Genomic DNA, 15,115 nt, shown 5'->3' on the forward strand with positions numbered 1-15,115 from the left:
GCAAATGCCTGAACAAATAGAAAGAAAAACGTGTAAATCCGGCTGCCAACCGGTTGATCCGGGTCGATGTAACCGCGGGTTGAGGTAGTGCGCACACCCGCATCCATAAAGGGTTTGCGGTGATTCCGGGTGCGGCAGCATTGAAGTGTTACGGCGATGATCTGGCGGAAAAGAGATCCGGGTTTTTATCCGGTAAGAAAACGGCTGACGAGGTCGGCTGAGGGCGGCCCGGCCTGATGCGGCCGCGGGCCTGGGTAAATGCTTGTTCAGGCTGTTAGACGGGTGTATTGGGGTGTCAATGCCCCGCGAAAGCGCGCGCGAAAACTGTTTTTGCAGATCAACCCCACGCAGCTAAAACGTTGAGGAGCAAGGCAGACGTGAGCGCAAGAACAGCCAGGAACGGCATGACGGCCAAAGCGTTTGGCCAGGGTTCAATCAGCACGATGGCAATTCATTTCCAGGATGATGCTGCCGGGGGGAAAGGATGCTGAACATCAGTCACTCCGGCCCTATGAGAGAACCACACCGGGCACTACAACGCTGAAACCGGTTTCAAGCGTGAATGAACTGAAACCGATTGCTGCAATGCAACGAAAAAGTCGTGCATAACATGCTGAATAATATTTGTATTTTTGTTTTTCAACTCAGTGCACACCCCCACCTCTTATGCATCGAAATTGAACGTTCGTCGGCTGCACACGTGTAGTTAAATTTAACCTGTTACGGCTGCATCCCGCATTGTCAGCCAATTTTCGTATTGGCGAACGTCTGTCGTAGGGTAATGCATTTACTTGTGTCAGTTTCTGGTTCAAACAACCATGAGAACGATTTCATGAAGTGCGACCTGAACCGGAGAGACATATAAAATGCGAGGCAATAATAAGTATGTAATTGGTCGGCAACGCTTGCTGGCGTTGACGATGGCGACCATCACCGCGATTCCGACACCGATGGTAGCAGTGGGTTTGGTGGCGATTTCTCCCGCAGCCCACGCCGCGGCTACCACGGGCTACACGCAGCTTGCGGGCGGCCAGGTACAGTTTTATGTGAATGGCGCTGCCTGGGTGGATATCCACTACACCGTCGCCGGTGGCGGTCAGCTGAATGTGCGCATGACCAATAGTGGCACCAACAATACCTACACCGTGAGCGGTATCCCCGCGAACGCAGTGGTGACTTATTCATTCACGATTGGCGCCAGCGATGGCTCCGCGACCGATACCGCCGTGTCCAGCTTTACCTATACCGGCGCTGCGACGCCAACACCGGCGCCCACGCCTGCACCGACACCCGCCCCGACACCGGCTCCGACGCCTGTACCCACTCCGGCCCCGACACCGACGCCCGCCCCAACGCCGGCAGCCTCTTATGGCGCAACGCAGCTCAGCGGTGGCGTGGTCGCGTTTTATGCCAATGGTGGTACATGGGCGGATATCCATTACACGGTGAATGGCGGCGGTCAGATCAATGTACGCATGACCAATAGCGGCACCAACAACACGTACCAGATCACCGGTGTGCCAGCGAATGCCACGATCGTGTATTCGTTCACCATCGGCCAGGCCAATGGCTCGGCCGCAGATACACCACAACAGACCATCACCTATACCGGCTCTGGCGCGACGCCAACGCCAACCCCGGCGCCGACGCCTGCCCCAACGCCAGCGCCGACCCCGGCTCCGACACCGGCTCCGACACCGGCCCCAACGCCAGCGCCGACCCCGGCTCCGACACCAACGCCTGCACCGTCACCGACTTCTGACACGCCAAACTTTGGTCCCAACGTGCAGATTTTTGACTCCAGCACGCCGATCGGCACCATTCAGACTGCGCTGAACAACGCCTTCAGCCCGCAGGTGAACAACCCCAACGCGCAGTTTGGCTCGCAACGTTATGCCTTCCTGTTCAAGCCGGGTACTTATAGCGGCGTCTACGCCAATCTGGCGTTCTACATGTCGGTGATTGGTCTGGGTCAGCATCCGGACGACGTGACGCTGACCGGTAACGTGAATGTCGATAGCGGCTGGAACTACGGCGATACGTCCAATTCCACGCAGAACTTCTGGCGGTCGGCAGAAAACATGGCGATTGTGCCGGACGGCGGTACGGATCGTTGGTCCGTCTCCCAGGCTGCGCCGATGCGTCGTATTCACATCGTGGGTAATCTGACACTGGGCCCGTCCAATCAGGGCGATGGTCAGGGTTATGCCAGCGGCGGCTACATTGCAGACAGCAAGGTGGATGGCCAGATCACCTCGGGTTCGCAGCAGCAGTGGTACACCCGCGACAGCAATATTGGTGGTTGGCAAAACGGCGTGTGGAATATGGTGTTCTCTGGCGTAGCCGGTGCACCGGCACAATCGTTCCCGGCGGTTTATGGCAACGGCAACCCGTACACCACGCTGGCCACCACACCGGTATCGCGCGACAAGCCGTATCTGTATTTCGACACGGCTTCGGGTAAGTACCTGGTGTTTGTACCGTCGCTGCGCACCAACGCTTCCGGCGCAAGCTGGATCAGCGGTTCGACGGCAGGCACAGCCATTCCGATGAGCCAGTTCTACGTGGTCCAGCCAACCGACACATCGACCACCATCAACGCGGCGCTGGCACAAGGCCTGAACCTGTTCTTCACACCTGGCACGTACCAACTGTCGGCACCGATCCACATCACCCGGGCAGACACCGTGGTGCTGGGTATTGGCTTCCCGACACTGGTGCCGAACAACGGTGTCGTCGCCATGCAGGTGGATGACGTGAACGGCGTGCGCATTGCCGGTCTGCTGTTTGATGCCGGTACGGTGAACAGCCCGTCTCTGCTGACCGTGGGTACGGCCGGGTCATCGGCGAACCATGCCACTGATCCGACCTCAATCCAGGACGTGTACTTCCGCATTGGTGGCGCCGTAGCCGGTAAGGCGACCAACAGCCTGACGGTAAACAGCAACAACGTGCTGATCGACCACATCTGGGCATGGCGCGCAGACCATGGCGTGTCGCCGACCGGGTGGACGGTGAACACGGCCGACACCGGCGTGATTGTGAACGGCAATAACGTGCTGGCGACCGGCCTGTTTGTCGAGCACTACCAGAAGTACAACGTCCAGTGGAACGGTCAGGGCGGCGAGACGATCTTCTTCCAGAACGAGCTGCCGTACGATGTACCCGACCAGGCCTCATGGATGAGCACGTCGACCAACAATGGCTACCCCGCCTATTACGTGGCCAGCAACGTGACATCGCATACCGGTTACGGTCTGGGTAGCTACTGCTACTTCAACGTGAACCCTGCCGTGAATGAAAACCACAGCTTTGATGTACCCAATGTGTCGGGTGTATCGCTGCATGATGTCTTCACCGTATCGCTGGGCGGCGTAGGTACCGTCACGCATGTGGTCAACAACGTCGGCTCAACGGCGCAGGGTGTTTCGACCCAACCGCAGAACGTGCTGAACTACCCCTGATCTGGCCCTGGATCAGCCAGGGCCGAGTAACAATCAGGCCCTCCTGGCCCACAGCCAGGTGAGACCCTGGCTGATGATGAACCCCGCATCGCAAGATGCGGGGTTTTATTTTGCCCCGGCCCCCAGCGCAATCACTCCGCGCTGGCCGGTGAATGGCCAGCGCGGACTTCGAGGCTTTTAAGTGCAACCATTTGCTGTCGCCCCTCACGCGGCGATGATCGCAGCCGTGTGGCGATCAGTCATGGCCTTCGGAACCGCCCGGCAAAGCCAGGCGATGGCAGAGCCACCGCATGTGAAGATGACCGGTTATAACCGCAGCCACAGCGATTCACTGCGCGTTGTTGTGTTTTATGCCAGTCACCCGGACACCCCGTTTCTTGAGCCATTACATTGATCTGCGCGGTAAACGCGATGACATGTGCAACGCGCAGGCACTGAGCGGCGAATTGATCCTCTAGCCCATAACGCGCGAGTATCAGGAAGACAGGCACCCCTTGAACAGGCCCGGTTTTCATCACCCATTGCCGGCCGCCTTGCCGCGTAAAGCAAACTCAAGAATGCGATGCCTCGCAGCGGCTGTTCGGATCAAGAAGTTGCCGACACCAGTTCGACGGCTGGCGGCAAATCGGCCGAAGCGGAAATTCCGAACTCGACATGAGAAGGTCCGGTTACGTGCCTGAAGCGGGCGTGTCGCACGGCAATACCTGTTCAATTGAGCGGAGGCAATGCTGAGGCACTGGAGGCGGGTGCAATCGCTTGATGTTTACGCAGCTCAGCCAGCGAAAAGCCGGACTCTGGCGCGTGCTTTCCTTGACCATATACGCTTTGCAGCAGGCCATCTGCCGTTGCCGTATCTACCCCTCTTCGCAATTCAGCGGGCGCCACTCCCGGTGAGGTATCCAGCCAGCGATAAAGAGCGGGGATGATCCGTCGTGGATTCTTGCTCGCCAGAGCGCGGCGCAGATCACGCCTTGCAGTTCTTTCAGGGTCAGGTTTTCTGGTTTGCAAATGCCAGGACCGGCTAGCACGCCACAACCTTGGCCCCAGCAGCCACAACGCCACCAGGGCGACCATGCAAGCGCCGGCATATTCGGCCAGTTGCTGCAGATCAAGGTGCCGAATGCGGGCCGGCGCGGGGGCAGAAGCCTCTGGTGGCAAGCCAACTTCCGGATGATATGAGGGTGTCGCTACGGCACTGAAGGTCACGGCCGGCGCCACCGCAGTGCGTAACTGACCAGCCCGGGTATCCCACCAGGCAATGCTCACCGCCGGCAAGGTATAGCTACCTGCCTTTTGGATGACGTAGGTGGCGGCATCTTGCCGCGTACTGCCAACAAAGCCCTGGCGGTCTTTGGTGATGTCCTTGATCTGACCTTGGCGCGGATAGACAGACAAGCCCTCGACCGGGCTGAATGGCGTGGGTGGCAGCATCATGCCCTGTACGCCATCAGCACTGATGGTGATGGTTCGGGTGATGGCATCACCTTGCTTGAGGCCAGTGAGCGACCGGCTGATCTGCTGGCTGACTTGCAAGCGGGAAGTACCGATCGCGTTTTCTGCACCCGCCGGGCGCTCCACTGCTTTAACTTTCAGCACTATTGGCGCGGTGTGTACGGTGACTTTGCCCGCCTGCCCCACCTGCAATTGCAGGGCAATGGCCGGGATGTGCAGATCCCCCCCCGCCTGGGCCGTAATCATGTAGTTCCGGGAAACACCAAACCAGCGCGCACCGTTGATATCGACATTGAGGTTATCAGCCGTGTCACTAGGCGGACTGACAATGGCGCCAGGGACATCAATGGGTGGGTAAACCGGCGCACCGGTAAACCAGGTGGTGGTCAGAGCGTCGACCACCAGTTTGACGGGTTGACCGGGCTGAACCGGCCCGGCAGGCTCAAGATGTACCCTTGCCATGCTACGCGCAGCATCAGCCCAGGATGCGCCCGCCAGCAACAAGCTCATCACCACGAACAGCACGCGTATCCATGCTGTCATGGCTTTTTCTCCGCCGCTTCAATGGCGAACTTCTGCCGCAGAAAATCTGCGGGCGTGGTGTGTAGATTGCGCATCCACAATTCAGTATCCAGTGCTTTGCGTTGCGCTTGCGTCAGCTTCACCACCTTGCCTTTGTCACCCTTTTCAAATTTGAATTGATCGGGTTTGAGGTTGGGGGCTTCTTCCTCTTGAGACTGGTCTTTGTCTTTTTTGGGTTTGGGGATCAGGGCGGCAACCAGCGCGCGATTGGCTTTGGCCTGAGCAAAGTCGGGTCGGTCTTTCAGTGCGTTGTCGTAAGCAGCAACGGCATGCGGATAGTCTTTCATGCGCGCATAACAGTTACCCATCATGAAAAATGCTTCTGGCGTTTGCAGATTGGCAAACGCGGTCAGCGCAGCCTGATAGTTGCCCGCTTTGTACCATGCCCAGCCTTGCCATTGCGGGTCATCAAACAAAGCTGCGGCTTCTTGATACTGGCCATGCTCGTATGCCCAGCGCCCCTGCTGGTCGTGGGTGAGAAACGCATCTTGCCAACGCAACTCAAAAGCCCAGGCCTGATGTGGGGACGCAAAGACACCAGCCAGCAACACGACCGGCAACCAGCGCACAACCCATCCGCGCCGGAACCAGAACAGGGCAAAGAACGCTAGCGGGAAGCTGAGGTAATACCCCGCTTCTTTCCAGCGTACTTGGGCGTTGCGTTCTTCGGCGGCCTGCATATGGCTGACTGCCCGGCGTTGTACCCATTCAACGTCATCGTTATTGACCTGCACACTGGTCAATTCGACATCAGCGGCCTTGGCCGCGGCTTGCAATCCGGTGAGGTCAAAGCTACCCAGTACGGGTCGCCCGGCTTTGTCGGTGACTACGCCACCGCTGGCGTTGCGCAAAGGGCCGCCGTGCGATGTGCCGGCCGCGAGCAACAAGACTTGTGCACCTTGAGCACGAACGTCCCTGGCAAAGGCCGGAACCTGTGCGTGATCAAAGCCGTCGGTGCAGAAGACGACCGTCCCGGCCGCCGCTTCTTTGCTCAGAAGGATATGGGCCTGATCCAGCGCGCTCACGGCATTTTTGCCCGCCCTTGGCATGAGGGAGGTATCCAGCGCATCCAGAAACAGGTTCATGAACTCCGGATCATCGGTGGGCGGCACGACCATATACCCCGTACCCGCATAGACCACCAGGCCAGTACGAGAACCTGCGCGCACCTTCATCAGCTCTTTGACTTTCTGTTTACAGCGCTCAAGGCGGGTCGGCGGCACATCGGTCGCGTTCATGCTGGCCGATAGATCCAGTGCGACAACCATGGGCGCGGTGTCTTGCGAGAACGGCGGCGCTTCTTTTTCCCAGGTCGGGCCCGCTGCAGCGACACCTAGCAACATCAGGCACAGTGCGGTCAGGTGCACCGGTCTTACGCGCCAGAAGCGGCGTGGATCAACCAGCAGGTGCTGCAGCAAGTGTGGCGCAATAATGCCGCGCCAGCGGCGGCGCGGATCTGAAAGCCAGTGCCACAACAGCACTAGCACTAGCGCTGCGACGATCAGCCACAGCCACTGTGGCCGCAAAAAATGAAAGGCGTCGAGATTGATATCCATGGCAGGGTCTCACGCCGCCAACGGCCGGCGCTTGGGACGCCGGATCAGGGTTATCAATAGCATCAAGGCGTGGTAAATCACCAGAATCGCGCCGACCGCCATCAAAGGGAGGTAGAACAGTTCCCGCTTGGGCCGATGCGACTGCCGTTTCACCTTGTCTGGCGTAATGCGGTCCAGCTCGGCATAGATGCGTTCCAGCGCGCTGAGGTTTTCTGCCCGGTAGGACTGCCCGCCCGTTGCGCCCGCAATCTTCTGCAAGGCAGCCAGATCGACTTTGTCTTCGCCGGTGGCTGCCGGGTCACCAATGCCGATGGTATGGATGATTAACCCTTTATCTTTGGCAATGCTGGCTGCTCTTTCAGGTGGGAGTTTGCTGGCGGTATCGCCGCCGTCCGTGAGCAGGATCAACACCTTCTCTTTGGCTTTGGATTTCTCGGTCATGCGGATGGCCACACCAATCGCATCGCCAATGGCCGTTTGCGGGCCGGCCATGCCTATCTGTAATTCATCCAGCAGCAATTTGACGCTATCGTGATCCAGCGTCAGCGGTGCCTGGGGGAAGGCTGTGGCACCAAAGGCAATCAAACCGATGCGGTCATCTTTGCGGCGATCAACAAACGGGCCGATCACCTGTTTGGCGGCTTGCAGGCGGTTAAGACGCCGGCCATTGGCATCGACGTAATCCCGCGCTTCCATCGACTGAGACAGATCAATGGCCAGCAGCAGGTCGCGCCCGGCTTCAATCCGTTCGACCGGCGGTTCGACATACACTGGCCGCATCATCGCCAGCACCAGTAAACCCCAGCAGACCGGTGCCAGCAAAAACTGCAACCAGTTGGCATGCATGACCACCGCGCCTTTAGAGGGCCGGGTGCGTGCCAGCGCCGCCATGCGTTCAAACGCGGGCACACGCACCGCTGGCATGGTTTCGCGATAGACCGGCAAAAACAGCCAGATCAGCAACGGCAATGGCAGCGCGATGGCGGCAAGCGGGAATTCAAGCTGGTACATGAGCAATCCAGCGACGCAACAGGGCAATCAGATCGGCGGTTTCAGCTGGCGGCCGCGCTTGCCAGGCCAAGGCTGGCAGCAATTGTCCAGGACCAGTGCTGAACGCAGTACCGCGCCAGGTACCATCCAGCCATTGCAGCCAGGCCGTGCCGCTCAGTTCAGCGACTTTTTCACGCGGGGCAATCACCAATCCCACCCGTTTAACCAGCGCTGGCAGCGCGCGCTGCGCGGCAAGCCGGGTAGCTTCATCGCCCAGGGCCGCCTCGATGGCCGCCAGTTCGGATAAAGCGGCCCGCCGCCATGCCTGAGCCTGATGGTGTCGCCACAGTCGCCACGCGCCCCAACCCACCAGCAGTAGCAACAGCACCGCAAGCACGGCCCAGCCCCAGGTCTGCGGCGTATAGGGCACTGGCGCGGGCGGCGTGATTTCCTGCAAGGCGGCCAATGGATTACTCATCGGGCGTCTCCGGGCCGGTGCATGGCGGGCGGATGCGGCCGCCGCTCACCCAGCATGCGCCGCACTTGATCAAGCACGGGCATGCGGGCGTCCAGCCGCAATACGGGGATGCCGCTGCCTTTGAGCAGTTCAGTTGATTCTGCTTCCTGATCGCGGAACCAGGTTTCCACGGGCCGCCGGACCTGGCTTGCGTTGAAGTTAAACTCGGCTTGCAGATCACCACCCGTCAACACAATGCGCCCGGTGTTTTCAGGGAGTGACTGAAACAGCGGGTCGATGATCATGGCGGCGACCACATCGTTGTGCACACCCAGTTGGCGAAGTAGCTGGCGGGTACGCAAATCAGCCCCGGCAAAATCACTTACCACGCATACCAGATAGTCATGTCCGGCGATCCGCAACGCGTATTCCAGTGCAGCGTTCAATTGGCCGTCATTGGGTACGGCAGCGCTATTTGCGGTCAACGCCTGGTTCATGTCGGCCAGTGATGCCAGGATTTCCTTCACCCGGCTTTCGCTGCGCAATGCGCGGAACGGTTTAATGGTGCTGTCGTTGAACAACAGCGCGCCCACCCGGTCATCTCCTTGCAAGGCCATCCATGCGCCCAGCGCGGTCAGTTCGGCGGCGGCGACGGATTTCATTGCGTGTTGCGAGCCAAAAAACATGGAGATCCGCTGGTCCACCACAAACAAAGTGGGCCGATCACGTTCTTCGGTATAAACGCGCACCAACGGTTTACCCATGCGCTGACTGGCTTTCCAGTCGATATGGCGTACATCGTCACCGCGCAGATATCCGCGGATTTCTTCAAAATCAAGCCCGCGCCCCCGTAGTCGCGAGGCATGACGGCCCGCCAGCACACTGGCACGAGGCCGCCATGGATCAAACACCAGACCCGCGGCGGACTGGGCAAACCGCATCAACCAGGCCATATCAACCCAGACTGTGCCGATATCCGCTGCAGTGATCTCAGAAGTGGATGCCGCCATGACTCACCTGTTATGCCGGCACGGCGACGGATTGCACCAGTTTGTTGACGACCGCGTCGGCATCCAGGCCGTCGGCATAGGCATCGTAAGACAGCACCAGACGATGGCGCAGCGCAGGCAAGGCCACCGCCCGGATATCATCCGGCGTGACGTGATCACGTCCTTCCAGCCAGGCATGGGCGCGGGCTGAGCGGTCCAGCGCAATCCCGCCTCGCGGGCTGGCGCCTACCGTGATCCATTTGGCCAGATCAGCATTCTTGCTGTGCGCAGCCCGGCTGGCCGTCAACAGATCGACGATGTAGCGCTCAATCGCCTCGCTCACGTAGATGCCATGAATTTCTTGCCGCGCCGCAAAGACGTCACTTTGCGCAATCGCCTGCACGGTGTTTGGTGTAGCGCTGCCACTTTTGGCAAGCTCTTCGCCGCGTACAAGGCGCAGCACTTCCAGTTCGTCTGCATTGGCGGGATAAGTCACCCGCAGCTTGAGCAGGAATCGATCCATTTGCGCTTCTGGCAGCGGATAGGTGCCTTCCTGTTCGATCGGATTCTGGGTGGCGAGAACCATAAAGAGTTCTGGCATGGCATGGGTATTGCCACCGACCGAAACCTGACGTTCTTCCATGGCTTCGAGCAATGCGGCCTGGACTTTGGCCGGGGCCCGGTTGATTTCATCGGCCAGGATCAGGTTGCCAAAAATCGGACCAGCTTCAAAACGAAAGCGGTTTACGCCGTTTTCCTGGTACAGCATGTCCGAGCCGGTAATGTCGGCCGGCAACAAATCGGGGGTGAACTGGATACGCCGCATATTGGCATCCAGGTTCGTGGCCAGCGCTTTGACCGCGCGGGTTTTGGCCAGACCGGGCAGGCTTTCCAGCAGCAAATGCCCGTTGGCGAGCAAGCCAATCAGCATCTGGCGGATTAGCGCCTGCTGGCCTTTGATCGAGATTTCCATCTGTTCTTGCAAACGCAGGATCGCGTCGCGGCTGCTCATGGAGACAACACTCCTGCAAGGATTGGGCCTGACGGAACTGGCCCCTGCAAAGGCAAACTGCATCCCCTCCGCCGAATATCGGGCAGAGGGGGATGCAAGTCTTTACTCACGGTGCGAGCAGATCAATCCGCACCGGCTTTGGCTGCCCGGCCGCGGGCCGCGTTGGCTTTGATCTGTTCATCCACGCTGGCCCGTACCTGGTCCACGCTGAAGCTGGCCGGCTTCTGGCTAGGCGGATAAGCAATAAAGGTTTGCAGGAACTCGGCCGATTTTTGTACGCCGACATTGAGCAGATACACGTTCTTGGTGGTCCAGTCGTAATACTGGTCAGAGACCGTGTCAGCCCGCTCGTACGGGTCCATGCGCAGGTTGAAGATTTTTGGCACCCGCAAGCAGGTCAACGGGTTGGCCCACACAGCAAAGCCGCCCGGTGCACGTTGCTCGCAGAAGACAAATTTCCAGTCGTCGTGACGCATCGCGACCAGTACGCCGTCATCATCGAAGTAGAAGAAATCGTCTCGTGCGCCCTTGGGGGCCTGGCCTGTCAGGTACGGCAGCTGGTTATAGCCATCCAGATGGTTCTTGAAGGTCTGGCCACCAGACTTGGGTGCCCAGCCCTTGAGCAGGCGATCCTTGACTGTGGTATCGCCCGCAGCAGCCAGCAGGGTCGGGAACCAGTCCAGACCAGAGAACATTTCGTTGGAGACTTCGCCTGCCTTGATATGACCTGGCCAGCGTACAAAGGCCGGTACACGGAAGGCACCTTCCCAGTTGGTGTCTTTCTCGCTGCGGAACGGGGTAGTGGCGGCGTCCGGCCAGGAGAACTGGTTAGGGCCGTTGTCGGTGGTGTAAACCACGATGGTGTTGTCGGCAATGCCCAGGTCATCAACGGCCTTGAGCAGTTTGCCTACGTCCTGATCGTGTTCCCACATACCGTCTGCGTACTCGTTACCCGGCATACCGCTCTTGCCCTGGTATTCCTGGCGCACATGGGTAAACAAGTGCATCCGGGTGGTGTTCATCCAGACAAAGAACGGGGTGCCGGCCTTGACTTGCTTTTGCATGAAACCGATGGCGGCGTCCGTGGTTTCGTCGTCAATGGTTTCCATGCGCTTGCGGTTCAGCGGGCCGGTGTCTTCGATCTTGCCGTCTGCATAGGAGTGGATCACGCCGCGCGGCGAAAACTGCTTACTAAAGGCAGGATCTTTAGGCCAGTACGGGCGCTCTGGTTCTTCTTCAGCGTTCAGATGGTACAGGTTGCCAAAGAACTCATCGAAACCGTGCGCGGTGGGGAGATACTCGTCCTTGTCGCCAAGGTGGTTCTTGCCGAACTGGCCGGTGGCATAACCTAGCGGTTTGAGCGCCTGGGCAATGGTGATGTTGGACTTTTGCAGACCCACTGCCACCCCAGGCATGCCGACTTTGGATAGCCCGGTGCGCAGCGGCGATTCGCCGGTAATGAAGGTGGAGCGGCCAGCAGTACAACTGTTCTCGGCGTAGTAATCCGTGAACATCATGCCTTCTTTGGCCATGCGATCAATGTTGGGTGTTCTGTACCCCACAAGACCATGCGTGTAGGCACTGATATTGGCCTGCCCAATATCATCCCCGAAAATAACAAGGATGTTGGGCTTGCCTGACGTGGCAGCAAATGCAGGGCTTGCCACAAGCATGGCTAGCAACCCTCCCAGCAAAACCCGCCACAGGTTCTTGAGCGTATTTATGTGGAGCATGAAGGTAATCCCTCCGGCGAAGAGTGAGGTGGACTTTTTGGTCATCAGGCCGGCGGGGAATAGGAAGACTTATCGGGTCCTGATGCAATAGCTTTCTATAGCATTAATTTTTTGGCCCAGCTTGATCTTTACTTACCTGACTCATAACAAAAAGAAGATTGCAAAAAAATGAAAAGGCAATCCGGTCGCCGGAATATCTTTGGCTTTGGAATGAGCGTTTTGATCCAGGAAGACGCAACCAAGATGGGGTTTACGCTGGACCTCGCCTGGTTTGGCGAGGTGAGCACAATGCTTTTTCTCATGCTCAGCACAGGCGCGATCCAGGTGGCTCACGTGCTCGAGAGCTGGATCATCAAACTAGAAATGCCGGAAATATGGATTCTCTGGCTCTACCCGCATGGCGCGGGCCAGCGCGTCTTGCCATGTGCTTTGATCGCCCGCATAGGCGGCCAGCCCGGCACTGTAAAAGTCCATCAACGATTGCTGGCGTGAGGCCACGGCAGCAGCAAAATCCGCATCGGCGCCTTGCAGTGGAATGGGTGAGCGCAAGGCAAGTAGCTCCGGTAGAACCCGGGTGAATTCACCCTGCCGCAGCCAGTCCGCGTACTCGATACGCGGACGGTCATCCGTCACCGGCTGGATATCACCCGCGTAGTGTTCCAGCCCCGCGCGATCTGTCACCCAGGTTGCCAGCAAGGCCTCGGGCGCTTCGACGCCGACCTCGCTCAGCGCGCGCTGTACGCCTGGCGCGTTGAAATGCGCGATGATGCTGGCGGCGTTGAGCGGCATCGGGTCCATCGACCCGACCAGCAGCATTTCGTGCAACTCGGTCGTCCACAGGCTGGCATACGGAAAAGCATTCAGAAAACTTCTGACGAGGGCACGGCTGTCCTCGTCATTCTGCGTGGCCAGCGGCAGCCACTGCGCGAACAGGCCATGCGGCTGCAGGCGGTCTCGGGCCAGTTCGTAAAAATCCTGCGAATACAGATTGACCACGCCAGCGGCGGATGGCGGCGGAGGCTCCAGCGTGATGAGGTCATAGCGCTGCGGGTTGCGCAAGAGCTCCTGGCGCCCATCGCGGACCACGATGTGCATCGCTGGATTATGGCTCACATCATAATTGCCCTTGAAAGACGGCACCGCGCGGACCACAGCGGGTAGCAGTTCCGCCGTCAGCCGTTGCGTCAACCCGGGGTACTGAGTCAGCGCCCCGGCGGTAATGCCCGTACCCAACGCAATGACCATGGCCGACTTGGGTTCGCCCTGATGAATGATCAGGGGCAAAAGCGCCTGGAGCCGCATATAGCGCAGCGAGGCCATGGTATCGCCAGAATTGGAGACCCCCTGGATATACAAACGCCGGAAGAGTTGATCGCCCTGACCTTGTTGTAGCACGGCGACGGTACCGGCCGGGGTTTCTTCCCAACGTACCAGCGTGCCACCCCGTGCTTGTGCCAGTAATTGTGCGTAATGGTCAGGTGGGAGCACCAGACCGGTGATGAGGGTGGCCACGCTGGTTATGCCAACGGCAATCCGCCAAGGCTTGCCCGCCTGCCGCCATACTGCGACCAGACCCGTACCGCACGCGGCCAGCGCCAGTAGCCAGAGCGTACGCACCAGCCCCAGAGTGGGAACCAGCACAAACCCGGTCAGGGCTGTTCCCAGAATGCCGCCCGCCGTATTCAGCGCCAGGACTCGCCCGGTATCACCACCGATATGCCCGGGGTTCGTGGCTAGCCGCAACACCACCGGGAACGCGGCCCCCAGTAACAAGGTGGGCAGTAACACCATGTAGCCACCCGCCAGGACAAAACGGGCGCACATGGCCACCAGCCCACTACCGCCTGCGTCACGGACCACATCAGCCAGCCAGGTCTGGCCGGCGATCAGCCAGTTACCCAGCAAGGCTGCCTGCAACAGGGCACACAGGCCGGCCAGCGCGATCAGTATCCCGAACACGCCCCAGGGGTCGCGCATGCGATCTGCCCGCCGCGCTTGCAACGCGCTACCGGCCAGCAAGCCGCAGAGATAAATAACGAGGACGATGCTGAAGGCAAAGGTGCGTGTGCTCATGAATTGCACAATGCTTTGCGTCCAGACGATCTCATAACCTAGTGCGATGCCACCTGCGACGGCATACAGCAACACCGCCAGTCGTACTGGTCGGGCTGCGGCAATCACGGCTTTGACGGGGACATCTGTAGCGAGCAAAAAACCAGCCAGCGCCAACAATATATTAATCGTGGCGGCCAGCAGGAAGGTGCCCTGCAAGCCCAATGCGGGGATCAACAAAAATGTGGTGCACAACGCGCCAACGGCCGCGCCCAACGTGTTGGCGGTGTACAGCATGCCACCGGCTTGACCAATGTGCTCCGCCCCAGGCGCACGGGCGCGTAGCAGGGTGGGCAGAGTGCCCCCCATAAATGTCGCAGGCAGGCCGATCAGAATAAACAATGGCACCCAGGCCAACCCGGATACATGGCTTTGCGCTACTGCAAACCAGGGTGCGGCATGCGCCAGCAACACACTGCCACCCAGCCCGGTGAGCGCCGTGGCGCCTTCCAGCAAGCCGTATAACTGCAGCGGGCGCGAGCTACGATCTGCGCGGCGGCCGAACCACCATCCGCCCAGCGCCAGGCCTAGAAAAAACGCGCTGATCGCGGTGGTGACTGCATAGACATCCACCCCGACGATCAAGCCCAGTTGTTTGACCCAGATCACCTGGTAGATCAGCGCAGAAGCGCCGGATGCAAACAATAGCCCGGCATGCGCCCACCGCGCCGGCGCTACCCGCGTGGCAGCTGGCGCCACCGGTTTCCCGGCGGATTGCAATCCTTTCGTTTGGCGTCGGCTCATGGCGGCTCAGGTGGGTTGGTTCAA

General features: G+C 59.4%; 11 protein-coding genes. 2 read left to right on the top strand and 9 right to left on the bottom strand.

Annotation, left to right across the window (positions count from 1 at the left end):
• Positions 1-866: 866 nt before the first annotated feature.
• Both IEX44_RS04325 and IEX44_RS04330 read left to right on the top strand, forming a co-directional pair.
• Positions 867-3,464, top strand: a complete 2,598-nt coding sequence (locus IEX44_RS04325) for a pectate lyase-like domain-containing protein (RefSeq protein ID WP_229678742.1) — start codon at positions 867-869, stop codon at positions 3,462-3,464.
• Between the two features lie 241 nt (positions 3,465-3,705).
• Positions 3,706-3,858, top strand: a complete 153-nt coding sequence (locus IEX44_RS04330) for a hypothetical protein (protein ID WP_188689293.1) — start codon at positions 3,706-3,708, stop codon at positions 3,856-3,858.
• Positions 3,859-4,172: 314 nt separating this feature from the next.
• Here the strand turns inward: IEX44_RS04330 and IEX44_RS04335 are convergent, their stop codons facing one another.
• From IEX44_RS04335 to IEX44_RS04370, 9 genes are all read right to left on the bottom strand, one after another.
• Positions 4,173-5,459: a BatD family protein gene (locus tag IEX44_RS04335; protein ID WP_188689296.1), complete on the bottom strand. Its 1,287-nt coding sequence runs from the start codon at positions 5,457-5,459 to the stop codon at positions 4,173-4,175.
• The gene (locus IEX44_RS04340; protein ID WP_188689298.1) at positions 5,456-7,054 is read right to left on the bottom strand and encodes a VWA domain-containing protein; all 1,599 of its coding nucleotides are present in this window, start codon (positions 7,052-7,054) and stop codon (positions 5,456-5,458) included. Before IEX44_RS04340 ends, IEX44_RS04335 begins: the two co-directional genes overlap by 4 nt.
• Positions 7,055-7,063: 9 nt before the next feature.
• A complete protein-coding gene (locus tag IEX44_RS04345; RefSeq protein ID WP_188689301.1) occupies positions 7,064-8,065 on the bottom strand; it encodes a vWA domain-containing protein in 1,002 nt (333 codons plus the stop codon).
• Positions 8,052-8,522: a DUF4381 domain-containing protein gene (locus tag IEX44_RS04350; protein WP_188689303.1), complete on the bottom strand. Its 471-nt coding sequence runs from the start codon at positions 8,520-8,522 to the stop codon at positions 8,052-8,054. The genes IEX44_RS04345 and IEX44_RS04350 overlap by 14 nt, the downstream gene beginning before the upstream one ends.
• A complete protein-coding gene (locus IEX44_RS04355; RefSeq protein ID WP_188689305.1) occupies positions 8,519-9,511 on the bottom strand; it encodes a DUF58 domain-containing protein in 993 nt (330 codons plus the stop codon). Before IEX44_RS04355 ends, IEX44_RS04350 begins: the two co-directional genes overlap by 4 nt.
• A gap of 10 nt (positions 9,512-9,521) precedes the next feature.
• On the bottom strand, positions 9,522-10,502 hold the full coding sequence (locus IEX44_RS04360; protein ID WP_188689307.1) for an AAA family ATPase: 981 nt from the start codon (positions 10,500-10,502) through the stop codon (positions 9,522-9,524).
• A 122-nt stretch (positions 10,503-10,624) separates the two neighbouring features.
• The gene (locus IEX44_RS04365) at positions 10,625-12,235 is read right to left on the bottom strand and encodes an arylsulfatase (protein ID WP_229678743.1); all 1,611 of its coding nucleotides are present in this window, start codon (positions 12,233-12,235) and stop codon (positions 10,625-10,627) included.
• Between the two features lie 141 nt (positions 12,236-12,376).
• Entirely contained in the window at positions 12,377-12,568 is a 192-nt protein-coding gene (locus tag IEX44_RS20875; protein ID WP_229678744.1) for a hypothetical protein, read from the bottom strand.
• Between the two features lie 24 nt (positions 12,569-12,592).
• Positions 12,593-15,091 (bottom strand): fused MFS/spermidine synthase, encoded by a 2,499-nt coding sequence (locus tag IEX44_RS04370; protein ID WP_188689309.1) that lies wholly within the window; start codon positions 15,089-15,091, stop codon positions 12,593-12,595.
• Between the last annotated feature and the right edge of the window lie 24 nt (positions 15,092-15,115).

It is taken from the genome of Silvimonas amylolytica, assembly GCF_014645555.1.
In the GTDB taxonomy this organism is placed as follows: domain Bacteria; phylum Pseudomonadota; class Gammaproteobacteria; order Burkholderiales; family Chitinibacteraceae; genus Silvimonas; species Silvimonas amylolytica.